We start from the raw sequence: 23,931 nt of genomic DNA on the forward strand, positions 1-23,931 counted from the left end.
CGCGCAGGCGTTCGGCGCGTTCGATGTCGGCAAGGCTCATTTCGGTTTGGTCCCCCCGGTGGAATAGGCCTGACCTTCCGAGCGCGGATCCGCCGCGCCGCGCCAGCCGCCGGGAACGCGGGCGAGCGCGTTGGCCTTGAGCGGGAGCGGGGCGGGGCGGACATCCGCATGGCCGAGCGCCTTGAGGGCGGCGGCCTGCTGGTCGAGGCGGGTGCCTGCTTCGTAGCGCAGGCCTCTTCTGTCTGCGATGATCTGGGGGGCGGCGAGGGCGTCCTCTATGCCGAGGCCCCAATCGAGGTGGGCGATGATGGCCTTTGCGACCTGGGCGATGATGGTGGCGCCGCCGGCCGCGCCGAAGGCGGCGACGGGCTTGCCTGCGCTGTCGTAGACGATGGCGGGCGCCATGGAGCTGCGCGGGCGCTTGCCGGGCTGGACGGCGTTGGGCGCGGCTTCGCCGTCTGCGCGGACGGGGGCGAAATCGAAATCGGTGAGCTGGTTGTTCAGCAGGAAGCCGGCCGCGACGAGGCCGGAGCCGAAGGGCCCCTCGATCGTGGAGGTGAGGGTGGCGACATTGCCGGCGGAATCGGCGGCGGCCATGTGGCTGGTGGCGGGAATGTCGGCCAGGCGCTGCGCGGCGCGGGGGGCGGCGCCGGCCGGCGTGCCGGGCGGGGCGGCTTCCATCGCGCGGTCGATGCGGATCAGGGCGGAGCGGGCGCGGATGTAATCGGGCGCGAGCAGGCCTTCGACGGGGACGGGCGCGAAATCGGCATCCGCGCCGAAGGCTTCGCGATCCGCATAGGCGAGGCGCTGGGATTCGGCGAAGAGATGCTGGGCCAGCACATTGTCTGCGCCCAGTGACTTCAGATCGAAGCGTTCGAGCTGGAGCAGGATCTGCAGCACCGCGATGCCGCCGGCCGACGGCGGGCCCATGGTGCAGACATTCCACTGGCGGTAGGGGCGGCAGAGCGGTGCGCGATCCGCGACCTTGTAGGCGGCGAGATCTTCCGCGGTGAGGGCGGCGGGGTTGGCGAAGGCGTTGGCGACGGCCGTGGTGACGGCGGCGCCGATCGGGCCCTTGTAGAAGGCGTCGGGGCCCTTTGCGGCGAGCGTTTCCAGCGTGGCAGCGAGTTCCGGCTGGCGCAGGACATGGCCGACGGGCCAGGGTTCGCCCTGCGCATCGAGGAAGATGCGGGCGGCGGCGGGATCGGCGCCAAGCATCGCCTTGCGGCTGGTGGTGAAGAGGTTGAGGCGCGGCGTGACGGGGACGCCCTGCTTCGCCGCCGCGATTGCGGGCGCGAAGAGTTCGGCCCAGGGGCGCTTGCCCCAGCGCCTGTGGGCATCGGCGATGAGGGCGATCGTGCCGGGGACGCCCACCGAATAGCCGCCGGGGACGGCCTGCTGGAAGGTCATCGCTGTGCCGTCCGGCTTGAGGAAGCGCGCGGAGCCGGCGGCGGCGGGGGCCTTTTCGCGGCCGTCGATCGTGTGGGTCTGCCCGGTGGCGGCATCGTGCCAGACGAGGAAGCCGCCGCCGCCGAGGCCGGACGACTGCGGTTCGCTGACAGTGAGCGCGATCATCATCGCCAGCGCGGCGTCGGCAGCCGAGCCGCCCGCTTCGAGGAGGGTGCGGCCGGCCGCGGTTGCGATGGGATCCGCCGATGTGGCGACGGCCGGGCCTGTGGCGGCCGTGCTGGCGGGGGCGCGGCGGCTGGTTTCATCCGAGGGCTGGTAGAAGCGGGTGGTCGGTGCGGTTTCGACCGCCTGGGCCAGCGCAGGCGAACCCGGAACGAGCAGGGACGCGACAAGGGCGGCCGTCAGGAACGGATGTTGCATGGGCTTCCCCTACGGAAGGGCAGGGCGCTGCTCAAGGTGGTGCCGCGCTAATTCCGCAGGTCTGCGCCGACGGCGTCCGCCACGGAGCGGAATCCATCGCGGCGGAGGAGGAGGGACAGGCCCTGTGCGATCCGGCGCGCGAGGCCCGGGCCCTTGTAGATCATGGCGGTGTAGAGCTGGACGGCGGAGGCGCCGGCGCGGATCTTGGCATAGGCCTGTTCGGCCGAACCGACGCCGCCCGCGCCGATCAGCGCCAGCCGGCCTTCGAGGCGGAGCGCGAATTCGCGCAGGATCGCGGTGGACGGCTGGAACAGGGGCGCGCCCGAGAGGCCGCCGGTTTCGGCCGCGTTCGGGCTGGCGAGGCCGGCCGGCCGGGCGATCGTGGTGTTGGAGACGATGAGGCCGGCGAGCGCGCTGTTCCGTGCGGCGCTGACGATGCCGTCGATCTGTTCCGTATCCAGATCGGGGGCGACCTTCAGGAAGAGCGGCGGGCCGTCCTGCCCCCGTGCTTCCGCGGCGGCGGCGAGCAGTTCGGGCAGGGCATCGCCCTGAAGGCCGCGCAGGCCGGGGGTATTGGGCGACGAGATGTTCAGCGTGATCCAGGCGGCCGTGTCGCGCACGGCCCTGACGCCGGTGACATAATCCGCGATTCGATCCGCCGAATCCTTGTTGGCGCCGACGTTGACGCCGAGGCGGCCATGCGGGGCGAGGCGGGGCAGGGCCGCTTCGAGCCCACCGTTGTTGAAGCCCAGCCGGTTGATGACGGCCTCATCCCGGGCCAGGCGGAAGATGCGGGGGCGGGGGTTGCCCGGCTGCGGGCGCGGGGTGAGGGTGCCGACCTCTGCGAAGCCGAAACCGAGCCCGAGCATCTGCCGCCAGACGCGGGCATCCTTGTCGAAGCCGGCGGCGAGGCCGACGGGGCTTGGAAAAGCGAGGCCCGCGAAGCGGGTGGCGAGGACGGGATCGGGCGCGGGGCCTCGGCCGGCGGGCGCAAGGGCGAGCGCCGCGAGCGTGAGTTCATGCGCCGTTTCCGGCGAAAGGGTGAACAGGGCAGGGCGGAGCAGCCGGAACATCACGTGATCCCTGATTAGGGGCGGGGGCGCGCACGGGCAAGCCGGGATGGGCGCGGAAATCCGCCGGAGTGTCGGAATTATTTACACAGGCGGGATCGGGGCCTGGTGACGAAACTTTGATTCACAGCGGCTTGGGCAGGCGGCATGATTCTTGCATGGTTCGGCATGCGAGCCGTCGAGGGTCGGCGGTTCTGTAAACAGAGGGAGTTTTCGATGGGCATCAAGACAAGGATCGGGCTTGGCGCATTCGCGCTGGGGCTGATGCTGGCGCCGGGGGCGGCGTCTGCGCAATCCTGTGTGGGAACCTGCGGCGTGCTCGGCGCCGACGGCGTGGTGACGGCGCCGCCGATCGGCGGCAGCTATCGCTATGTCTCCACCCTGGGTGGAACGTCGGGTGGCGGCGCCATTCCCGGCAGCGTGACCGGCACCAACGGGTCGCGCTACACCAGTTCGCAGTTCACGGCGGCGGCCGGTTCGAAGCTGGAATTCTATTTCAACTACGTCACCTCGGACGGGGCCGGCTTCTCGGACTTCGGCTGGTCGGCGCTGAACAACGGCTCTGACGACCTGATCCTGTTTACCGCGCGCACCACGCCTTCGGGGAATACGGTTCCGGGCTTCGGGCTGCCGGGCCTTGCGCCGGGTGTCGTCCTGTCGCCGGGCAGCACCCCGATCATTGCGGGCGGACCGGTGTGGTCGCCGCTGGGGTCCTATTCGGGGCGCTGCTATTCGACCGGTTGCGGCTACACGGGCTGGATCAAATCCACCTACATCATCGAGACGGCCGGCACCTACACGCTGAAGCTGGGTGTGGCGAACAATGTCGACACGATCTGGGATTCGGGCCTGGCTTTCGCCGGGCTGGTGATCGACGACAAGCCGATCGATCCGACCCCGGGCGTGCCGGAGCCGGCGACCTGGGCAATGCTGATCCTGGGCTTCGGGCTGGTGGGCCATGCCGCCCGCGCCCGTCGGCGGAAGTCGCAGTTCGCGGCCTGATCCGGATCTGAGCTGAGCGGGCGCCGCGCGGATGCACAGGGCATCCGCGCGGCGCTTTGCTTTGCGGCTGGAAGCGGCGGATTTCCGCTGGTTCGGAATCATGTCGAATTCGTCCAATACAGAAGCCGCGCGGCGGCCTTATCAATGGCTTGCGACCCAAGGGATGGTCATTTCCGCCGCGACCCGGCGGGACTGCGCAGTGCGCTGTCCCGCGGCTTCGAGGTGGCGCCATCCTTACTTTTCCACTCCGGGGCCTGGGCCCCGGAGTGGCTTTTCCGCTGGCAGAGTGGCGAGGGTTGCTTTTCGGCCGGATTCGATGGACACTCCTGCTGTTTACCGGCGTGCGACGGCAGGGATTAATCCATGCCGGGGGCTTCATCTTTCCGGGCTTTGCGAAGCATGTCGGACTTGAGGAAGCGGTGCAGCGCCGGTGCGGGCCCTATCCAGGGCGAATCTGAGCAGGTGTTCGCATGCTGGCTGTGCAATCGATGCTGCCCCGGGGCGGGCAAATGCGGCAGTGAGGGCGCCGCAGTTCTCTCTGCGCTATTTTTCCCCGGCCGCGCCGCTGCGCGCCTGGGTTTCGAGCTATTATGTGTTCGAGGCCGATGCCCCCGCACTTTCGGATACGCTGCGTGCGGAACTGCCGCAGGTGCGGTTCCTTTATGCCGGGTCGGGCTTTTTCAACTATGGCGACGGGCCGAGCGTGCCGATGCCGCAGGCTGCCCTGTGCGGGCCGACAAATGTGGCGGTGCAGTTCCGCGCGCTGGGCCCGCTGAAGATCTTCGGGGCGGGGCTGCTGCCTGCCGGCTGGGCGGCGCTGGTTGGGGCGGGCGCGAGCGCGTTCGCCGACCGCCTGACCGACCTGGAGGATGTGGCGGGGCCCGTGGCGCGGCGGGCCCTGCAGCGCATGGGCGAGGCGCGATCCCACCGCGAGGTGGTGGCGGCTGCCGATGCCTTCTTCCTGCTGCTTTCGATGCAGGCCAAGCCGCCGCCCATGTGGTTCACGCGCGCGGCGGACGAGTGGCTGGCGGGCTCCATCAACCCCGACGTGAATGACCTGGTGAAGATGACGGGCATGTCGTCGCGCCAGATCGAGCGGCTGGCGCTGAAGGTATATGGGGCGAGCCCCAAGATGCTGGCGCGCAAGTATCGCGCGCTGCAGGCGGCCGTGCGGCTGGGGCTGGCGCCCGAGGCGGGGTGGGAGCAGGCGGCCGCCGGGGCCTTTTACGACCAGTCCCACTTCATTCGGGACTTCAAGACCTTCGTGGGCATGACGCCAAGCCAGTTCACCGACAAGGAGAGCCCCTGGCTGACGCGCCTGACGATCGCGAAGCGGCAGAATCTGGTGACGATGCCGAAATTGAACCTGGTAAGCTGAAGCGGGCTTCTTCGGGCCCCTGCGGGCGGGCCGCGGCCCTTGCTTCGGCGCACAGGCGCAGGCGGCCGGACGGCCTTGCGGCGCCAGGCGCCAGAGCCGCAACGCGTTGACTGGCGGACCAGCGAGCCCGGCTTTGCCGGGCTCGCTGCCTTGAGACTCTAGCCTTCGATCGCGCGCGGATCGTTGCGGGTTTTCCACAGTGAGAAGCCGACGCCCGCCGCGAGGATGGCAAAGGTGATGCCGAGGCTGATCGACGGCGGCACCTTTCCACCGGCGAGGCCGAGCAGATCGCCGAGGAAGATCTTCGATCCGATGAACACCAGCAGGATCGCGAGGGCATATTTCAGATAGTGGAAGCGGTGCACCATGGCGGCGAGCGCGAAATAGAGCGCGCGCAGGCCGAGGATGGCGAAGATGTTCGACGTGTAGACGATGAACGGATCCGTGGTGATGGCGAAGATCGCGGGGATCGAATCGATCGCGAACACGAGGTCCACGAACTCCACCATGACAAGCGCGAGGAACAGGGGCGTTGCCCAGGTGACGAGGCGGCCGGTTGCCGCATCGGGCTGCTTCACGAAAAACTGGTTGCCGTGCAGTTCTTCCGTGACGCGCATGTGCCCGCGCACCCATTTCAGCACGGGCGAGCCGGCGACGTCATACTCCTTGTCGGCGTTGCGCCACATCTGGATGCCGGTGACGATGAGAAAGGCCGCGAAGAGATAGAGCACCCAGGCATATTGGGTGACGATCGCCGAGCCGAAGCCGATCATGATGCCGCGCAACAGGATCACGCCGAGGATGCCCCAGAACAGCACGCGGTGCTGATAGAGGCGGGGGATTGCGAAATAGCCGAAGATCATTGCGATGACGAAGACATTGTCCATCGCCAGGCTTTTTTCGACGACGAAGCCGGTGACATATTCGATGGCCGCCTGCTGGCCGAGCTGCCACCAGACGAAGCCGCCGAAGCCGAGGCCGAGCGAGATGTAGAAGGCGGAGAGCCAGAGGCTTTCCTTCACGCCGATTTCATGATCCTCGCGGTGGAGGACGCCGAGATCGAGGGCGAGCAGCGCCACCACGATCCCCAAGAAGCTGAGCCAGAGCCAGAGTGGCGTGCCCAGCCATGCCGTTGCCAGCAGATCCATATATCCCCTCTTTCGAACAGCAATGCGCCGCGTCAGCGCCGATTTTCATCTGCGCTTCCGACATCACCGCGCGCGCCCGCGCGGCCAGAGGGGCCCGGAATTGAGGGCGAACTAGGGCCGCGGCCGGATTGTTTCAAGAGGGACATGCAAAATCCCCGACGCGAAGGGGTGGGCGCCGGGGATCGAATTAGCCTGTTCGCGGGGTGACGCCTGCGTCAGGTCGCGTAGCTGGGGTCGAGCCGGTCCATCTTGCGGCGGAGCGCCGGCCAGGCGAGCAGGTTGCCGACCATCTTCAGGCCGGTCGCGCCCTGTTCCTTCGTCTTTTCCGGGGTGCCCTGCGGCGGGTGGTTGACGAGCTGGGTGCCACCGGCCAGCGCGTGAATCTGCGCTTCGCAGGCGCGTTCGAGGAAGTAGAGGCGGATGAACGCCTCGCCGACGGTTTCGCCGACCGCGAGCGTGCCGTGATTCCTGAGGATCATCGCGTTCTTGGTGCCGAGATCGGCGACGAGGCGTTCGCGCTCGTCGAGGTCGACGGCGACGCCCTCGTAATGGTGGTAGGCGACTTCGTCGCGGATGAGCATCGCCGTCTGCGTGAGGGGCATGAGACCCTCGGACTGGGCGGAGACGGCCTGGCCCATGGGGGTGTGGAGGTGCATGACGGCGTGCGCGTCCTCCCGCGCCATGTGGACGGCGGAGTGGATGGTGAAGCCGGCCGGGTTCGTCATGTAGGGCGTTTCCATGACGGGGTTGCCCTGAACGTCGATCTTCACCAGCGACGAGGCGGTGATTTCATCGAACATCAGGTTGTAGGGGTTGATGAGGAAATGATGTTCGGGCCCGGGCACCCGGACGGAGAGGTGGGTGAAGATGAGATCATCCCAGCCGTAGTGCGCGACGAGCCGGTAGGCGCAGGCGAGATCGACGCGGCGCTCCCATTCCTCTGCCGAAACCTGCGCGCGCACGTCCGTCGGGGTTTTCAGTTGGGTTGCCACGTTTTCTCTCCCTCTGCGGACCCCTTCCCGGCCCGGCATGCATCCGAACAGTAGCGCACATTGGCCCAGTCCCGCGACCATTTCTTCCGCCAGCTGAAGGGGCGGCCGCAGCGCGCGCAGATGCGGGTGGGGAGATCGGACTTCTTGCGCATCCTGGGCATGGGCGGGCATGTGGGGTGGGCGGACGACGGCTGCAATGCGGCGGTCATGAACCGGGGCTAGCAGCGTTCGCCGAGGAGACAGAGATGGCAGGACGGGATTTCGATCGGCGGACATTGCTGGCGGGGGCCGCCGCAGCGGGCGCCGGGCTGCTGATGCCGGGCGCGGCCTGGGCGCAGCGCCGCAAGGCCGTGACCGTGGCCCCGCTGGGCGGGTTCACGCACGGGGTCGCATCCGGGGAGCCATCCCAGACATCCATGCTGTTCTGGACGCGGTTCGAGGGCGTGGGCGGGCAGGCCGTTCCGCTGGAGCTGGAGATTTCGACCGATCCGCGCATGGCGCGTGCCCGGGTGATGGGCCAGGCGCTGGCGGAGCCGGGGCGGGACTGGACGGCGCGGGTGACGGTGCAGGGGCTGGCGCCGGGCCGGACCTATTATTACCGCTTCATCGGGCCGGGCAAGGCGGTGAAATCCGTGACCGGGCGGACGCATACGCTGCCGGAGGGGAGCCCGGCGGCGTTCCGCATGGGGGTGTTTTCCTGTTCCAACCTGCCGTTCGGCTGGTTCAACGCCTATGCCCATGCCGTGGCGGCGGACGATATCGACCTGTTCGTCCATCTGGGCGATTACATCTATGAATATGCGCGCGGCACCTATCCCGGTGCGAAGGAGGCCGTGGCCGGGCGGGGGATCGAGCCCGCGGGCGAGACGATCCGGCGCGAGGATTACTGGGCGCGCTATCGCGGATACCGGGCCGACCCGGACTTGCAGGCGTTGCATGCGCGGGTGCCCGCAGTAACGATGTGGGACGATCACGAGATCGCCAACGACGCCTGGCGGGGCGGCGCGGAAAACCACGGGCGCGACGAAGGCGACTGGGCCGCGCGGGTGGCGGCGGCGAAGGCGGCCTATCGGGACTGGATGCCGGTTTCGGATGCGCTGTGGGCGAGTTACGACATCGGCCGGCTGGCGACGCTGTACCGGCTGGAGACGCGGGTGAGCGGGCGGGACCAGCCGCTGGATTTGGGCGCGGCGATCCGCAAGGGGCCCGATACGATGACCGCGCTGAAGCGGCTGCGCGACGAGCAGTGGGTGGCGGGCAACCGGCAGCTGCTGGGAACCGAGCAGGAGCAGTGGCTGTTCGGGCAGATGCAGGCAACCGCGAAGCGGGGCGTGCGCTGGCAGGTGCTGGCGCAGCAGGTGGTGATGGGGAAGATCCAGATGCCGCAGGGCGCCTCTCAGCTGGCGGGGCCGAACCCGAGCGGCGAGGTGGCGGCCTTCCTGGGGGCGGCGGAACTGGCGTCCAAGCTGGGGCTGCCGCTGAACATGGACAGCTGGGACGGCTATCCGGCGGCGCGGGCGCGGGTGCTGGGCATGGCGCAGAAGGCCGGGGCGGACCTGGTGGTGCTGGCGGGCGACAGCCACAATGCCTGGGCGAGCGACCTTGTGAACGACGGCCGGCCGGCCGGGGTGGAGTTCGCAGGGCAATCGGTTTCGTCCCCCGGGTTCGAACATTATCTGCGCTCTGCCCCGCCGGGGCAGGTGGCGGGCGCCCTGACGGCGGCCAATCCCACGCTGCGCTGGGCCGACACATCCGGGCGCGGATACATGCAGGTGGTGCTGACGCCGGCGGAGGCGCTGTGCGAGTGGCGCTTCACCCAGCCGGTGACGGCGCGATCCGACCGGTTGGCGCGGGTGCAGCGTGCGCGCGTGGGCGCCGGGCAGAGGCGGTTGCAGATGGGCTGACGGTGGCGTAGGGGCGCGGCCATGATCCAGCGCTATTCCCGCCCCGAAATGGTTTCCATCTGGACGCCGGAAGCCCGCTTCCGCATCTGGTTCGAGATCGAGGCCCATGCCACCACCGCGCTGGCGAAGCTGGGCGTGGTGCCGCAATCGGCGGCGGACGCGCTGTGGGCCTGGTGGGCGACGAACCCGTCGATCGACGTGGCGGCGATCGATGCGATCGAGGCGGTGACGAAGCATGACGTGATCGCCTTCCTGACCTGGGTGGCGGAGCAGGTGGGCGAGGAAGCCCGCTTCATGCACCAGGGGATGACGAGTTCCGACGTGCTGGACACCTGCCTTTCGGTGCAGCTGGCGCGGGCGACCGACATCCTTCTGGCCGACATGGACGCGCTGCTGGCGGCGCTGAAGCGCCGGGCGTTCGAACACAAGTTCACGCCGACGATGGGCCGCAGCCATGGCATCCATGCCGAGCCGGTGACCTTCGGCTTCAAGCTGGCCCAGGCCTATGCGGAATTCGACCGCTGCCGGGCGCGGCTGGTGGCGGCGCGGGACGAGATCGCCACTTGCGCGATTTCGGGCGCCGTCGGCACCTTCGCCAACATCGACCCCGCCGTGGAGGCGCATGTGGCGGCCGAACTGGGGCTGAAGGTGGAGACGATTTCCACCCAGGTGATCCCGCGCGACCGGCATGCGATGTATTTCGCGACGCTGGGGGTGATCGCCAGTTCCATCGAGCGGCTGGCGGTTGAGATCCGCCACCTGCAGCGGACCGAGGTGCTGGAAGCGGAGGAATATTTCGCGCCGGGGCAGAAGGGCAGCTCTGCCATGCCGCACAAGCGCAACCCGGTGCTGACGGAGAATCTGACGGGGCTGGCACGGCTGGTGCGGTCTGCGGTGACGCCGGCCATGGAGAATGTGGCGCTGTGGCATGAGCGGGACATCTCGCACTCGTCCGTCGAGCGGGGGATCGCGCCGGATGCGACGATCACGCTGGACTTCGCGCTGGCGCGGCTGACGGGCGTGGTGGACAAGCTGCTGATCTATCCGGAGCGGATGCTGAAGAACCTGAACCGGATGGGCGGGCTCATTCATTCGCAGGGCGTGCTGCTGGCGCTGACGCAGGCGGGGGTGAGCCGGGAGGACGCCTATGCCATCGTGCAGCGCAACGCGATGAAGGTGTGGGAATCGGACGGCGCGCTGCAGCTTCGCGATCTGCTGGGCGCGGACCCCGAGGTGGCGTCCAGGCTGACGCCCGCGCAGCTGGACGGGCTGTTCCAGCTGGACCATCATTTCCGGCAGATCGACCATCTGTTCGAGCGGGTGTTCGGCGCGCAGGGCTGACCGGATCGCGCGCGGAATGCTGCGGCGCAGCGGATAGCGTTAAGCGTGTAAAGAATCCTTACAGATTCCCGACTCTGCGTTTGGGTAATCTGTTGAATCACTTCATATTATCGTTTGGCACAGGGTTTGCATGTTTCCCGGGGCTGGGTTTCTTGTCTCGAGGAGCAAAACATGAACTTCAAGTTTGCCATTCCTGCCCTTGCGGTGGCGGCGGCCTTTGCGGCCCCGGCATCGGCCGCGCTTCCGGTCTATGCCCCGATCGGCACGCCGAATGCGACGACCTACAGCTTCGCGGCTGGTTCGACCGGTCACATCACGCTCTACTATCTGGGCGGGATCACCACCGGTTATTCCACCGAGCTGACGCTGCTGGTGAACGGCGTGGAGCGCAACGCCATTCCGGCCGCCGCCGTCAACCCGAAGGCCGTGGGCTGGGATGCGACCTGGGGTTCGGTCTATGACTTCGGCGCCGTCTATGCCGGCGACGAGCTGGTGTGGAAGCTGACGCACATCGCGCCGCCGACCGTGGCCGGCACCGAAATCTATTCGGATCCGTCGCTGAACCCGAATCCGGGCCCGGGTGGCACCAAGAACAATATCTTCAGCGCGGCCTATGGCGGCGGTGATTTCGGCGTTGCCGCCGGCAGCTACACCTTCGTGGCATTCGAGGACATCTATGGCCGGTCGGATCCCGCTCCGCACCGTCCGGGCAACCTCTACAACGACTATGACTACAACGACTTCCGTTTCGCATATTTCGTGAACGGCGCTGCGGTGCCCGAGCCGGCGACCTGGGCGATGCTGATCACCGGTTTCGGCCTGGTCGGCTTCGCGATGCGCCGCCGCAAGGCGACGCTGTCGTCCGTCGCGGCCTGACGGTTTCGAACAACAGGGGGAAGGGGCGGGGCCGCGAGGCTCCGCCCCTTTGCTTTGGGCGTGTCCGGCCGGGTCCGGCTGGGCGATCCGGCGCAGGCTTCGCGTGCCTTGGCCGCCCATCCGAGGGTGGCTTTTCTTGACTCTGGCGGCGGGCTGGGCCATGGCGCGACGCACACGCACCCGAAAAGCTGTTTTCGAGTGTCCAAGGATGCACGCCGGTCAGCGATTTTCGCCCGCCGGCGCGTTTTGCGTTGGGGCTGGGTTTCGGAAGCGGCGCCCCCCTGGAAGCGGAGTGACGGATTGCCCATGGCGAGGATGACCGCCTGATGTTCGAGAGCCTGTCCGAACGCCTTGCCGGCGTGTTCGACAAGCTGCGCGGGCGCGGTGCGTTGAACGAGCTGGAAGTGCGGGCCGCCATGCGCGAGGTGCGCGTGGCGCTGCTGGAGGCCGATGTCGCGCTGCCGGTGGTGAAGGACTTCGTCGACCGGGCGACGGCGCGGGCGGTCGGCGCGGACGTGCTGAAGTCGGTGACGCCGGGCCAGCAGGTCGTGAAGATCGTGAACGACTGCCTGGTGGAGACGCTGGGCGGCGAGAATGCCGACATCGAGCTGAACGTGGCGCCGCCGGCCGTCGTGATGATGGTGGGGCTTCAGGGCTCAGGCAAGACGACGACGACCGCGAAGCTGGCGCGGCTGCTGAAGGAGAAGCGCGGCAAGAAGGTGATGATGGCGTCGCTGGACGTCAACCGCCCGGCCGCGCAGGACCAGTTGAAGGTGCTGGGCGAGCAGGTGGGCGTGGCGACGCTGCCGATCATCGCCGGGCAGCAGCCGGTGGATATCGCGAAGCGGGCGCTGCAGGCGGCGAAGCTGCAGGGCTTCGACGTGCTGATGCTGGATACCGCCGGGCGGCTGCATGTCGACCAGGGGCTGATGGCCGAGATGAAGGCAGTTTCGCAGGCTTCGCAGCCGGCTGAAACGCTGCTGGTGGTGGACGCGCTGACCGGCCAGGATGCCGTGAACGTCGCCGAGAATTTCGGCCGTGAAGTGCCGCTGACCGGCGTTGTGCTGACCCGGATGGACGGCGACGCGCGTGGCGGCGCCGCCCTTTCCATGCGGTTCATCACCGGCAAGCCGATCAAGTTCGTCGGCACCGGCGAGAAGATCGACGCGCTGGAGGCCTTCCACCCCGAGCGGGCTGCGGGCCGTATCCTGGGGATGGGCGATGTCGTTTCGCTGGTGGAGCGGGCGGCGGAGACGCTGGACGTCGCCGAGGCCGAGGCGATGGCGGCGAAGCTTGCCAAGGGCAAGTTCGACATGACGGACATGCTGGCGCAGTTCCGCCAGATGAAGAAGATGGGCGGGCTGGGCGCACTGACGAAGATGCTGCCCGGCATGGCCAAGGCGCAGGAGGCGATGGCCGCCGGCAAGGTGAACGAGAAGTCGCTTGCGCGGCTGGAAGCGATCATCCTGTCGATGACGCCGAAGGAGCGGGCGCGGCCCGACCTGCTGAATGCGCGGCGCAAGATCCGCATCGCCAACGGATCCGGTGTGACCGTTCAGGAGGTGAACAAGCTTCTGAAGATGCACGCCGACATGGAAACCGCGATGAAGCGGCTGAAGAAGATGGGCGGCCTTGGCGCCCTTGCCGGCATGTTCGGCGGGGGTGGCGGGATGCCCGGGCAGATGCCGGGCGCGCCCGGCGAGATGCCGGCGCTGCCGCCCGGGATGTTCCCCAAGCTGCCGGGCGGATTCAAGTTCAAGAAGTAATCACCGAAACATCAAAGAGTCAGAGAGCAAGGAAGAAGATCATGGCACTTTCCATCCGTCTGTCGCGCGGTGGCGCGAAGAAGCGCCCGGTTTACCGCATCGTGGTGGCCGACAGCCGCGCCCCGCGCGATGGCCGCTTCATCGAGAAGCTGGGCACCTACAACCCGCTGCTGCCCAAGGATTCGGCCGAGCGCGTAACGCTGGACACCGAGCGTGCGAAGCACTGGCTTTCGGTTGGCGCGCAGCCGACCGACCGTGTGGAGCGGTTCCTGGATGCGGCCGGCCTGCTGAAGCGCAGCGCGAAGAACAACCCGAAGAAGGGCCTGCCCGGCGAGAAGGCCAAGGAGCGCCTGGAGTTGAAGGCGCAGAAGGAAGCGGAAGCGGCTGAAGCCGCCGCTGCTGCCGCCGCCGCGCCGGCGGAAGAGGCTGCTGCGGACGAAGCGCCTGCCGTCGAAGCCGCCGAGACGGCCGAGGGCTGAGCCCCGTGGGTGCCGGCCGGCCTGTCGTGATGGCGGCCGTGGCCGGCGCCCATGGTGTTGCCGGCGAGGTGCGGCTGAAGCTGTTCACCGCATCCGCCGACGGGCTGAAGGCCCACCGGACATTCGATGCAGGGGGGCGGACGCTGACCCTGCAGAGCCTGCGGCCGGGGCCGCAGGGCGCTGTCGCCCGCTTTGCCGAAGTGACGGATCGCACGGCGGCGGAAGCGCTGCGCGGCACGGTGCTGACGGTGCCGCGCGAGAGCCTGCCCGCTTTGCCCGAGGGTGAATATTACTGGCACGACCTGATCGATCTGCCCGTGGTGGACGAGACGGGCGCTGCGGTGGGCACGGTGGTTTCCGTGGAGAATTATGGCGCGTCCGACGTGCTGGAGATCGCCCTGGAGGGCGGCCGGCGCGTGCTGCTGCCGCTGGTTCCTGATGCCGTGCGCGAAATCGGTGAAAAGCTGTGCGTGAGCCGGGCCTGGATCGATGCCGCATGAGCTGGCGCGCGCAGGTGGTGACCCTGTACCCGGAGATGTTCCCGGGGCCGCTGGGCCAGTCTCTGGCGGGGCGGGCGATGGCCGAGGGGCGCTGGGGGCTGGAGACGATCCAGCTTCGGGATTTCGCCGAGGGGCGGCACCGCAATGTGGACGACACGCCGGCGGGCGGCGGACCGGGCATGGTGCTGCGGGTGGACGTGCTGGCGCGGGCGGTTGACGCCGCGCGCGCGCGGCTGCCCGGTGCGCCGGTGGTGGCGATGACGCCGCGCGGGCCGCGCCTGACGCAGCGCCGCGTGCGGGACCTGGCCGCCGGACCCGGCGTGACCATCCTGTGCGGGCGGTTCGAGGGGTTTGACGAGCGCATCTTCGAGGGACGCGCGGTGGAGCCGGTTTCCATCGGCGATTTCATCCTTTCCGGCGGGGAGACGGGCGCGCTGGTGCTGCTGGATGCTTGCGTTCGGCTGCTCGACGGCGTAATGGGCGCCGCTTCCAGCGGAGTCGAGGAAAGCTTCGAAAGCGGCCTTCTTGAATATCCGCATTATACCCGGCCCGCCGTGTGGGAGGGACATGGGATACCCGAGGTTCTGACATCGGGTGACCATGGGAAGATCGAGGCCTGGCGCAAGCTGAGGGCAATCGAGGACACGAGGCTATGGCGGCCTGACCTGCTGACGGATGAAGCCCGGAAGGGCCAAACCTGACGCATCCGCCCTCTGGCGACATCAACCGGCCCGCAAACAAGGGCATGGGGCGACGGAGGCGACACTCCGGACGTATCCCGATGGAGCGAAGAATGAACCTGCTGCAGAAGATCGAAGCGGAACAGATCGAAAAGCTGAAGTCCGCCCGCGCCGTTCCCGAGTTCCGCCCCGGCGACACGCTGCGCGTGGGCGTGAAGGTGAAGGAAGGCGAGCGCACCCGTGTCCAGCAGTTCGAAGGCGTGTGCATCGCGCGTTCGAACAAGGGCATGGGATCCAGCTTCACCGTTCGCAAGATCAGCTTCGGCGAAGGCGTGGAGCGCGTGTTCCCGCTGTATTCGCCGATCATCGAGACGATCGAAGTGGTTCGCCGGGGCGCCGTGCGTCGGGCGAAGCTCTATTATCTGCGTGGCCGCAGCGGCAAGTCCGCCCGGATCGCCGAGCGCCGCGATGCGCGCCCGGTGGCGGACAAGGCGGGCGCGTAAGACATGGCAGCCGGCGCGGCCTCCGCGCCGGTTTCCGGCGCCGGTCGGCTTGCGCCGGTTTCCGGTATTATCGAGGATGGCGTGCACCGGTTTCCGGTGCGCGTCTATTTCGAGGACACCGACCTTTCCGGCATCGTCTATCATGCCAATTACCTGCGCTACATGGAGCGGGCGCGGAGTGACCTGCTGCGTGTGCTGGGCATCGACCAGCGCGCGGCGTTCGAGAGCGGCGAGGGCGTCTATGCCGTGGCCGATCTTCAGCTGAAATATCTGCGCCCGGCGAAGCTGGACGATGATCTGCTGATCGAAACGCGCTGCCTGGCGCTGGGCGGGGCGAGCGTGCGCATGGAACAGCGCATCTTCCGCGGCGTCGACCTGCTGGTGGACGCGCAGGTGCGCGCCGGTTTCCTGACGCCTGCCGGCCACCCCCGGCGGCAGCCCGCCGCATGGATCGCCGCTTTTGCCCGGCTGTTGCCCGCGCACCCTTGAGCCGGGCCGTTCATTTCCCGTAAAGCCCTGTGACCTATTTCCGGGGTGAGACGAAACGCCCCAGCCGGAGAGTGATTTGGACCAGCTGATGGTGAAGACGGCGGAGACCATGTCTCCGTGGGCGCTGTTCCTGCAGGCCGACATCGTTGTGAAGGTGGTGATGATCGGGCTGTTGCTGGCCTCGATCTGGTCCTGGGCGATCATCTTCGAACGATCACGGCGGCTGCGGCAGATCGACGGCGAGGCCGAGGCGTTCGAGGAGCGCTTCTGGAAGGCCAAGACGCTGGACGAGCTGCAGGCGAGCAAGGGCACCCATCCGACCGCCGACCTGTTCCGGGCCGGCATGGACGAGTGGCAGGCGAGCGTGGAGGGCCGCGCGAACGTGGACCGGGAGGGTGTGCGCGCCCGGCTTCACACGGTGATGGCGGCTTCCATCGATCGCAGCGTTTCCGACCTTTCCGACCGGCTGAGCGTGCTGGCGACCATCGGGTCCGTTGCGCCCTTCGTGGGGCTGTTCGGCACGGTGTGGGGCATCATGCGCGCCTTCATCGCCATCGGGGCGACCCAGAACACCAGCCTGGCCGTGGTGGCGCCGGGGATCGCGGAGGCGCTGTTCGCGACCGCCATCGGCCTGTTCGCGGCGATTCCGGCGGTGATCGGTTACAATCGGCTGCTGCACCGCATCACCCGGCTGGAAGACCGGCTGCAGGGCTTTTCCAGCGCCTTTCACGCGCTGATGTCGCGCGAGCTGGACGGGGTGCATTGATGGCGGCCCCGGCAGGATCGAACTGATGGGCATGGGTGTCAGCGGGGGTCGCAGAGGCCGGCGCCGGCAGCCGATGGCGGACATCAATGTGACGCCCATGGTGGATGTGATGCTGGTGTTGCTGATCATCTTCATGGTGGCGGCGCCGCTGCTGGTGACCGGGGTGGCGGTGGACCTGCCGAAGACGGCGGCGAAGGCGCTGCCGAGCGACAATCAGCCGATTTCCATCACCATCGACGGGCGCGGGCAGCGCTTCATCGGGGACGAGCAGTTGCGTGACGCGGCGTTTGCGGCGCGGCTGGCGGCGTTGCTGGATGCGCGCGGCGCGGAGGCGCGGGTGGTGATCCGCGCCGACGCGGCGCTGCCCTATGGGCAGGTGGCGGCGTTGCTGGCGGACGTGACGGGATCGGGCTTTACCAGGGTGGCGCTGGTGAACCAGCCGCGCGCGTCGGAAGCCGACGCCGGATGACGGAGGGGCGGGCCCTTCTGATTGCGGCGCTGCTGCATATCGCCCTGCTGGGGGCGCTTTCCCTGGGCCTCGCGCAGAGCCTGCAGATGACGGCCGAACCGGATGTGACCCCGGTTGAGTTCGTGGACATTTCCGACATGGCGCAGGTGACGACCCCGCCGAAGCCTTCGATGGATGCGGCCCCGCGCGAAGCCGAGCCGCTGGCCGCGCCCGAAGCGATGCCCGAGGCGCCGCCCGCGCCGGAGGTGCCGGCCCCGCCCGCGCCGAAGCCGGTGAAGGCCCCCGACGACACCGCCGCGCAGGATGCGATCGCGGAGGCCGTGGCGGCTGCGCAGCCGAAGAAGCAGCCGCCCGTGAAGGCGCCCGTGAAGGACAAGGCCGGGCAATCCGCGCAACTGGTGGACAAGAGCAAGCCCAATGCCGCGAAGCCGCGCGAGGCGAGCGATTTCGCGAAGACGATCGAGGACGCCCTGCCGAAGCAATCGCGCCTGTCCGCCATTCAGGCGGCGACGCTGGAACAGGCGATCCGGGCCCAGATTGCGCCCTGCTGGAACCCGCCCATCGGCGGGGCCGATGTGGCCGAGATGACCGCCGTGCTGCGCATCCGGCTGAACCGGGACGGCACAGTGGCCGCGCCGCCGGAATTCGTCAGCCAGACCGGCGCGACGGCGGGCAACCAGGCCTATGCCCGCGCCTTCGTGGAAACGGCGAGGCGCGCCGTGCTGCGCTGCGCCCCGCTGGACCTGCCGGCGGATCTTTATTCCTACTGGCGTGAGTTCGAGCTCAATTTCGACCCGAGGCTGATGACATGATTGCAAGACTGGCCCTGTTCCTGTGCAGCCTTTCGCTGGCCGTGCCCGCCGCGGCGCAGTTGCGGATCGACATCACCAGCGGCGTCGCCGCGCCCATGCCTGTCGCCGTGCCCGACTTCCCCACCGGGGCCAGCGTGGGGACGCCGGCCGGGACCACGGCCGAACTTGGCCGTCAGGTGGCGACGATCATCGGCAACAATCTTTCCGGCACGGGGCTGTTCCGGCCGATCGACGCGGCCGCCTTTCCCGTGCCCGGCATGGCCGAGGTGGAGGCGCCGCAGTTCGCGGCCTTCCGCACGGCCGCCGCACAGGCGCTGGTGACGGGGTTCGTGACGGCGAATGCCAATGGCACGCTGACCATCGGCTGCCAGCTGTATGACGTGTTTTCCGAAGAGCGGCTGGTGGCGCAGGGCTTTACCGTGACGCCGGCCGGCTGGCGGCGGGCCGCGCACAAATGTTCCGATCTCGTCTATTCGCGGCTGACGGGGGAGAGCGGCTATTTCGACAGCCGCATCGTCTATGTCGCCGAAAGCGGCCCGCGCACGAAGCGGGTGAAGCGGCTGGCGGTGATGGATCAGGACGGGGCGAACCACCGCTTCCTGACCAGCGGGCAATCGCTGGTGCTGATGCCGCGCTTTTCCCCGGTGAACGAGACGCTGAGCTACATGAGCTTCGCCAACGACCGGCCGCGCGTGTGGATCTACAACATGGGAACCGGCCAGCAGCAGGCGGTCGGCGAGTTCGACAGCATGAGTTTCGCCGGGCGCTTTTCGCCCGACGGGCGAACCCTGGTGTTCAGCGTGACCAAGGCCGGAAATGCCGACATCCATGCCTATGACATCGCCAGCCGGACGACGCGGCGGCTGACGAGCGGCAGTTCCATCGACACCTCGCCCAGCTTTTCGCCCGACGGCCGCAGGATCGTGTTCGAGAGCGACCGGGGCGGATCGCAGCAGCTGTATGTGATGAACGCAGACGGATCCGGTGCGCAACGGATCAGCTTTGGCGAAGGGCGCGCCGGTTCGCCGGTGTGGAGCCCGCGCGGCGACCTCATTGCCTTTACCCGGATGCAGGGGGGCAAGTTCCGGATCGCGGTGATCCGTCCGGATGGCACGGGTGAGCGTCTGCTGACCGACAGCTGGCAGGATGAAAGCCCCAGCTGGGCCCCCAATGGGCGGGTAATCCTGTTCAGCCGGACCGAGCGCAACGGGCGGTCGAGCCTGCGGTCCATCGACCTGACCGGCCGCAACGACCGGCGAATCCCGACCCCCCTGGAAGCGAGCGACCCCGCCTGGGGCCCGCTGCTGAAATGATGGCCAAACGGCCCACCACCGCTTAAGGAGACAGGCATGAACCCCAAGATTCTTCCGCTGATCGTCGTGGCTGGCGCCGTGGCCCTGGCCGGCTGCAAGAGCAACCGCGACGTGCTGCCGCCGGAGGCCTGGCAGCCGGCGCCCGCCCAGCCGCAGGCCCCCGGTGCGATCGACCAGGCCGGCACCGTGCCGCCGCCCGAGCCGGTTGGATCGACCGCCCTTGCCGGCAGCCAGGCGGCGCTGATCGAGGCGGCCGGATCGGACACCGTGCTGTTCGCCTTCGACAGCTATGGGCTGGACGAGCGGGCGCGGCAGATCCTGGGCGGCCAGGCCGAATGGCTGCTGCGCAACCCCAATGTGCGGGTGACGATCGAGGGCCATGCCGACGAGCGCGGCACGCGGGAATATAATCTGGCGCTGGGCGAGCGGCGGGCGAACGCCGCCAAGAATTTCCTGGCGGCGCAGGGCGTCGGGGCCGAGCGGCTATCGATCATCAGCTATGGCAAGGAGCGGCCCGCGGTTGACGGCTCCACCGAAGAGGCCTGGGCCCAGAACCGCCGGGCCGTGACGGTCGTGGTTTCCGGAGGACGCTGATGTCGCATCGCCCGTGGAGGGACATTGTCCGCCGCAAGTCGCGGCAGATCATGGTGGGCAATGTGCCCGTGGGGGGCGATGCGCCCATCGCGGTGCAGACGATGACGAACACGCCGACCGAGGACGCCGCCGCCACGATCGACCAGATCCGTCGCTGCGAGGAGGTGGGCGCCGACCTGATCCGGGTGAGCTGCCCGACCGAGGAAGCGACGGCGGCGATGCCGCTGATCACCCGCGCGGCGAAGGTGCCGATCATCGCGGACATCCATTTCCACTACAAGCGGGCGCTGGAAGCGGCCGATGCGGGGGCGGCCTGCCTGCGCATCAACCCCGGCAACATCGGAAGCCCCGAACGGGTGAAGGAAGTGGTGCGCGCCGCCAAGGCGAATGGCTGTTCCATCCGCATCGGGGTGAACGCCGGCAGCCTGGAACGGCATCTGCTGGAGAAATATGGCGAGCCCTGCCCGGAGGCGCTGGTGGAAAGCGCGTTCGAGCATGCGAAGATGCTGGAGGATGCGGACTTCCACGCGTTCAAGATTTCCGTGAAGGCGTCCGACGTGTTCCTGGCGGTGGCGGCCTACAATGAACTGGCGGCGCGCTCGGACTATCCGCTGCATTTGGGCATCACCGAGGCCGGCGGACTGATCGGCGGGACGGTGAAGAGCTCCATCGGGCTGGGCATGCTGCTGTGGGGCGGCGTGGGGGACACGATCCGCGTTTCGCTTTCCGCCGAACCCGAAGAGGAAGTGAAGGTCGGCTATCACATCCTGAAATCGCTGGGCATCCGGGCGCGGGGCGTGAAGATCGTGAGCTGCCCCAGTTGCGCGCGGCAGGGGTTCGACGTGATCCGCACGGTGGAGACGCTGGAAAAGCGGCTGTCGCACATCACGACGGAGCTGAGCCTGAGCGTGCTGGGCTGCGTGGTGAACGGGCCGGGCGAGGCGCGGGAAACCGACATCGGCCTGACGGGCGGCGGCAACGGCAAGCACATGGTGTATCTGAGCGGCGTGACAGACCATCATGTGGCCGATGACGCGATCGTGGACCATATCGTGAAGCTGGTGGAGGCGAAGGCGGCCGAGATCGAGGCCGCGAAGCTGGCGGCGACGGCCGCGGCTGCGGAATGAGCGCGCCAGGCAGCAGCGCCGGCCCGGTTTCCATCCGGGCCGCGACGCCGGATGATGCCGCCGACATCCGGGCGCTGGTCTATGCGCTGGCGGTCTATGAGAATGAGCCGGACAAGGTGAAGATGACCGACGAGAGCGCGCGGCACGCGCTGGCGGCGGGGCATGTGCAGGCGCTGCTGGGCTTTCAGGACGGCAAGGCCGTGGCGATGGCGCTGTATTTCTTCAATTTCTCGAGCTGGACGGGGAAGCGGGGGCTGTTCCTGGAGGATCTGTTCGTGGCGCCCGAGGTGCGCAAGCAGGGCCTGGGGCTGGATCTGCTGAAGCGGCTGGCGGCCATCGCGGTTGCGAATGACTGTGGCCGGATGGAATGGAATGTGCTGGACTGGAACAACAGCGCCAAGGGCTTCTACGAGATGCTGGGTGCGCGACACGCCGCTGGCTGGGAGGTCTGGCGGCTGGAGGGCGAGGCGCTGAAAACGCTGGGCGGTTGAACGTCCGGCCGGGGGGAGGGACGATGTGTTCGAACTTTATGGGCATCCCTTTTCGCTGTTCACCTGGAAGCCGCTGATCGCGCTGTATGCGCGACGGGTGCCGTTTCGCTTCCGGCAGGTGGATGCCGGCCATCCCGACAATATGGCGCGACTGGCGGCGATGTCGCCCACGGGGCAGTTTCCGGTTCTGGTGCATGACGACCGCGAAATCTGCGAAAGCAATGTGATCATCGAATATCTGGATCTGCATGCGCCGGGCGATCCGCCGATGTTGCCCGAGGATCCCCGGGCAGCGCTGGAGGCCCGGATGATGGCCGATGTGTTCGACGATTATGTGAGCGCACCGATGCAGCAGATCGCCTTTGACGCCCTGCGGCCGGAAGCCGAACGCAATCCGGGGGACGTGGCGCAGGCGCGGGCGTTGCTGGATCGCAGCTATGGCTGGCTGGAGCGGAAGCTTTCGGGGCGCGAGTGGGCCTCTGGCGGGGATTTCGGGCTGGCGGATTGTGCGGCGGGGCCTGCGCTTTTCTATGCGGACTGGGCGCATCCGTTCGCGGGGCGCTTCCCCGGGCTTGCCGCCTATCGCGCGCGGCTGCTGGCGCAGCCTTCGATCCGGCGGGTGGTGGACGAGGCGCGGCCCTATCGGCGGCTGTTTCCGCTGGGGGCGCCTGACCGGGACTAGCGCGCCCGGCCAGGGCTGGCGCGCCGGGGCGGAACGGAAAGGGCGGCGCCGGTTGCCCGGCGCCGCCCTTGCTGTTCGCGGATCCGCCGACTTCAGGCCGCGATGGCCTGGGCATCCGGCTGCGGCAGGCGGATCATGTAATCGAAGGCGCTGAGCGCGGCCTTGGAGCCTTCGCCCATGGCGATGATGATCTGCTTGTAGGGGACCGTGGTGCAGTCCCCGGCGGCGAACACGCCGGGCAGGCTGGTTTCGCCGCGGGCGTTCACGACGATCTCGCCGTAGCGGGAAAGTTCGAGCGTGCCCTTCAGCCATTCGGTGTTGGGCACCAGCCCGATCTGCACGAACACGCCTTCCAGATCGACGGTGTGCAGGCTTTCGTCGGTGCGGTTCCGATAGGAAAGGCCTGTCACCTTTTCGCCATCGCCCCGGATTTCCGTAGTTTCCGCCGAGGTGAGGATGGTGACGTTGGGCAGGCTGCGCAGCTTGGTCTGGAGCACTGCGTCGGCGCGGAGCTGGTTGTCATATTCCACCAGGGTGACATGGGCGACGAGGCCGGCGAGGTCGATCGCGGCTTCGACACCGGAGTTTCCGCCGCCGATGACCGCGACGCGCTTGCCCTTGAAAAGCGGGCCGTCGCAGTGCGGGCAGAAGGCCACGCCCTTCGTCAGATACTGTTCCTCGCCGGGCACGCCCAGCTTGCGCCAGCGCGCACCGGTGGACAGGATCACGGTGCGGCTGTGGAGCGACGCGCCATTTTCCAGTTTCACCTCGATTAGGCCGCCGGGCGTGGCGGCGGGGATCAGCGCGGCGGCTTTCTGCAGCGGCATGATGTCCACGCCGTTCGCCTTCACATGCGCTTCGAGGGAGGCGGCAAGCTTCGGGCCTTCGGTATATTCCACCGAGATGAAATTCTCGATCCCCAGCGTGTCGTGCAGCTGGCCGCCGAAGCGTTCGGCAGCGACGCCGGTGCGGATGCCCTTGCGCGCGGCATAGACGGCGGCTGCCGACCCGGCTGGGCCGCCGCCCACCACCAGAACATCGAAGGCGGGTTTCTGCGCGATCTTCGCGGCGGCGCGGGCGGATGCGTTGCTGTCCAGTTTGGCCACGATCTGCGCCAGATCCATGCGGCCGCTGCCGAAGGGCTCCCCGTTCAGGAACACGGTGGGCACGGCCATGATCCGGCGGGCTTCCACCTCTTCCTTGAACAGCGCGCCATCGATGGCGGTGTGGCGGATGCGCGGGTTCAGCACGCTGGCGAGGTTGAGCGCCTGCACCACATCCGGGCAGTTCTGGCAGCTCAGCGAGAAATAGGTTTCGAAGTGGAAGTCGCCGTCGAGCTCTTTCACCTGATCGAGCAGATCCTGCGCTTCGCGGCTGGGGTGGCCACCGACCTGCAGCAGGGCGAGCACGAGGCTGGTGAATTCATGGCCCATCGGAATGCCGGCGAAGCGCACGGCGATATCGGTTCCGGCCCCTTTTTGCGCGCCCTCCGGCGCGACGCGGCGGATCTCGAAGCTGGGCCGGCGCGCATCGTCGTCTGTGCGGGCGTAGCTGACCAGCGGAGAGAGGGTCGCGATGTCCTGCAGCAGGGCTTCGAGCTCGGCCGACTTGGGCGAGGAATCGAGGGATGCGTTCAGGCTGATCGGGTGCACGACCTTTTCGAGATAGGCCTTCAGCTGGGCCTTCAGGGTCTGATCGAGCATGTCTCTCTCCGCAATT

The 23,931-nt window shown here is 68.1% G+C and carries 26 protein-coding genes; 20 read left to right on the top strand and 6 right to left on the bottom strand.

Translation table 11 applies throughout. From position 1 onward, the window contains the following. Positions 1-36 precede the first annotated feature (36 nt). A complete protein-coding gene (gene ggt, locus ACW9TV_RS04555; RefSeq protein ID WP_494304670.1) occupies positions 37-1,830 on the bottom strand; it encodes a gamma-glutamyltransferase in 1,794 nt (597 codons plus the stop codon). Positions 1,831-1,877: 47 nt separating this feature from the next. Beyond that, positions 1,878-2,903 (bottom strand): quinone-dependent dihydroorotate dehydrogenase, encoded by a 1,026-nt coding sequence (locus tag ACW9TV_RS04560; RefSeq protein WP_494304671.1) that lies wholly within the window; start codon positions 2,901-2,903, stop codon positions 1,878-1,880. 213 nt (positions 2,904-3,116) lie between these two features. Here ACW9TV_RS04560 and ACW9TV_RS04565 point away from each other — a divergent pair, with 213 nt between their 5' ends. Then, positions 3,117-3,902, top strand: a complete 786-nt coding sequence (locus ACW9TV_RS04565; RefSeq protein WP_494304672.1) for an NF038132 family protein — start codon at positions 3,117-3,119, stop codon at positions 3,900-3,902. A 517-nt stretch (positions 3,903-4,419) separates the two neighbouring features. Beyond that, positions 4,420-5,280 (top strand): helix-turn-helix domain-containing protein, encoded by an 861-nt coding sequence (locus ACW9TV_RS04570; RefSeq protein WP_494304673.1) that lies wholly within the window; start codon positions 4,420-4,422, stop codon positions 5,278-5,280. Between the two features lie 158 nt (positions 5,281-5,438). Here ACW9TV_RS04570 and ACW9TV_RS04575 read toward each other — a convergent pair whose 3' ends face one another. From ACW9TV_RS04575 to ACW9TV_RS04585, 3 genes are all read right to left on the bottom strand, one after another. Beyond that, a complete protein-coding gene (locus ACW9TV_RS04575) occupies positions 5,439-6,428 on the bottom strand; it encodes a TerC family protein (RefSeq protein WP_494304674.1) in 990 nt (329 codons plus the stop codon). Between the two features lie 215 nt (positions 6,429-6,643). Continuing rightward, positions 6,644-7,420, bottom strand: coding sequence for a class II aldolase/adducin family protein (locus ACW9TV_RS04580; RefSeq protein ID WP_494304675.1), 777 nt, complete (start codon positions 7,418-7,420; stop codon positions 6,644-6,646). Next, positions 7,405-7,542: a DUF2256 domain-containing protein gene (locus ACW9TV_RS04585; RefSeq protein ID WP_494305031.1), complete on the bottom strand. Its 138-nt coding sequence runs from the start codon at positions 7,540-7,542 to the stop codon at positions 7,405-7,407. Before ACW9TV_RS04585 ends, ACW9TV_RS04580 begins: the two co-directional genes overlap by 16 nt. Between ACW9TV_RS04585 and ACW9TV_RS04590 the strand changes: the two genes are divergently transcribed. The 18 genes from ACW9TV_RS04590 to ACW9TV_RS04675 all read left to right on the top strand — a co-directional run bounded on the left by ACW9TV_RS04590 (position 7,481) and on the right by ACW9TV_RS04675 (position 22,212). Next, entirely contained in the window at positions 7,481-7,642 is a 162-nt protein-coding gene (locus tag ACW9TV_RS04590; RefSeq protein WP_494305108.1) for a hypothetical protein, read from the top strand. The genes ACW9TV_RS04585 and ACW9TV_RS04590 overlap by 62 nt on opposite strands. A gap of 23 nt (positions 7,643-7,665) precedes the next feature. Beyond that, positions 7,666-9,324: an alkaline phosphatase D family protein gene (locus tag ACW9TV_RS04595; protein ID WP_494304676.1), complete on the top strand. Its 1,659-nt coding sequence runs from the start codon at positions 7,666-7,668 to the stop codon at positions 9,322-9,324. Between the two features lie 21 nt (positions 9,325-9,345). Further along, positions 9,346-10,665 (top strand): adenylosuccinate lyase, encoded by a 1,320-nt coding sequence (gene purB, locus ACW9TV_RS04600; protein WP_494304677.1) that lies wholly within the window; start codon positions 9,346-9,348, stop codon positions 10,663-10,665. A gap of 171 nt (positions 10,666-10,836) precedes the next feature. Further along, positions 10,837-11,541 carry a PEPxxWA-CTERM sorting domain-containing protein gene (locus tag ACW9TV_RS04605; protein ID WP_494304678.1) on the top strand — a complete coding sequence of 235 codons (705 nt, stop codon included), beginning with the start codon at positions 10,837-10,839 and terminating at the stop codon, positions 11,539-11,541. Positions 11,542-11,867: 326 nt separating this feature from the next. Then, the gene (ffh, locus tag ACW9TV_RS04610; protein ID WP_494304679.1) at positions 11,868-13,307 is read left to right on the top strand and encodes a signal recognition particle protein; all 1,440 of its coding nucleotides are present in this window, start codon (positions 11,868-11,870) and stop codon (positions 13,305-13,307) included. A 41-nt stretch (positions 13,308-13,348) separates the two neighbouring features. Further along, positions 13,349-13,786 (top strand): 30S ribosomal protein S16, encoded by a 438-nt coding sequence (gene rpsP / locus ACW9TV_RS04615; protein WP_494304680.1) that lies wholly within the window; start codon positions 13,349-13,351, stop codon positions 13,784-13,786. Between the two features lie 29 nt (positions 13,787-13,815). Next, positions 13,816-14,286 (top strand): ribosome maturation factor RimM, encoded by a 471-nt coding sequence (rimM, locus tag ACW9TV_RS04620; RefSeq protein WP_494305032.1) that lies wholly within the window; start codon positions 13,816-13,818, stop codon positions 14,284-14,286. Next, entirely contained in the window at positions 14,283-14,987 is a 705-nt protein-coding gene (gene trmD / locus ACW9TV_RS04625; protein WP_494304681.1) for a tRNA (guanosine(37)-N1)-methyltransferase TrmD, read from the top strand. Before rimM ends, trmD begins: the two co-directional genes overlap by 4 nt. A gap of 92 nt (positions 14,988-15,079) precedes the next feature. After that, positions 15,080-15,469, top strand: coding sequence for a 50S ribosomal protein L19 (gene rplS / locus ACW9TV_RS04630; protein WP_494304682.1), 390 nt, complete (start codon positions 15,080-15,082; stop codon positions 15,467-15,469). Positions 15,470-15,472: 3 nt separating this feature from the next. Further along, entirely contained in the window at positions 15,473-15,958 is a 486-nt protein-coding gene (locus ACW9TV_RS04635; protein WP_494304683.1) for a YbgC/FadM family acyl-CoA thioesterase, read from the top strand. An 88-nt stretch (positions 15,959-16,046) separates the two neighbouring features. Continuing rightward, positions 16,047-16,724, top strand: a complete 678-nt coding sequence (tolQ, locus tag ACW9TV_RS04640; RefSeq protein WP_494305033.1) for a protein TolQ — start codon at positions 16,047-16,049, stop codon at positions 16,722-16,724. A 73-nt stretch (positions 16,725-16,797) separates the two neighbouring features. After that, positions 16,798-17,193: an ExbD/TolR family protein gene (locus tag ACW9TV_RS04645; RefSeq protein WP_494304684.1), complete on the top strand. Its 396-nt coding sequence runs from the start codon at positions 16,798-16,800 to the stop codon at positions 17,191-17,193. Beyond that, on the top strand, positions 17,190-18,005 hold the full coding sequence (tolA, locus tag ACW9TV_RS04650; protein WP_494304685.1) for a cell envelope integrity protein TolA: 816 nt from the start codon (positions 17,190-17,192) through the stop codon (positions 18,003-18,005). Before ACW9TV_RS04645 ends, tolA begins: the two co-directional genes overlap by 4 nt. Next, entirely contained in the window at positions 18,002-19,318 is a 1,317-nt protein-coding gene (gene tolB, locus ACW9TV_RS04655; RefSeq protein ID WP_494304686.1) for a Tol-Pal system beta propeller repeat protein TolB, read from the top strand. Before tolA ends, tolB begins: the two co-directional genes overlap by 4 nt. 36 nt (positions 19,319-19,354) lie before the next feature. Continuing rightward, positions 19,355-19,912 (top strand): peptidoglycan-associated lipoprotein Pal, encoded by a 558-nt coding sequence (gene pal / locus ACW9TV_RS04660; protein ID WP_494304687.1) that lies wholly within the window; start codon positions 19,355-19,357, stop codon positions 19,910-19,912. Further along, entirely contained in the window at positions 19,912-21,039 is a 1,128-nt protein-coding gene (gene ispG / locus ACW9TV_RS04665; RefSeq protein ID WP_494304688.1) for a flavodoxin-dependent (E)-4-hydroxy-3-methylbut-2-enyl-diphosphate synthase, read from the top strand. Before pal ends, ispG begins: the two co-directional genes overlap by 1 nt. Further along, complete coding sequence (locus tag ACW9TV_RS04670; RefSeq protein WP_494304689.1) at positions 21,036-21,530, top strand: GNAT family N-acetyltransferase; 495 nt, start codon at positions 21,036-21,038, stop codon at positions 21,528-21,530. Before ispG ends, ACW9TV_RS04670 begins: the two co-directional genes overlap by 4 nt. 25 nt (positions 21,531-21,555) lie before the next feature. Further along, positions 21,556-22,212 carry a glutathione S-transferase family protein gene (locus ACW9TV_RS04675; RefSeq protein WP_494304690.1) on the top strand — a complete coding sequence of 219 codons (657 nt, stop codon included), beginning with the start codon at positions 21,556-21,558 and terminating at the stop codon, positions 22,210-22,212. 92 nt (positions 22,213-22,304) lie between these two features. Here the strand turns inward: ACW9TV_RS04675 and ahpF are convergent, their stop codons facing one another. Further along, a complete protein-coding gene (ahpF, locus tag ACW9TV_RS04680; protein WP_494304691.1) occupies positions 22,305-23,915 on the bottom strand; it encodes an alkyl hydroperoxide reductase subunit F in 1,611 nt (536 codons plus the stop codon). Positions 23,916-23,931 lie beyond the last annotated feature (16 nt).

The organism is Sandaracinobacter sp. T42, from assembly GCF_059115405.1.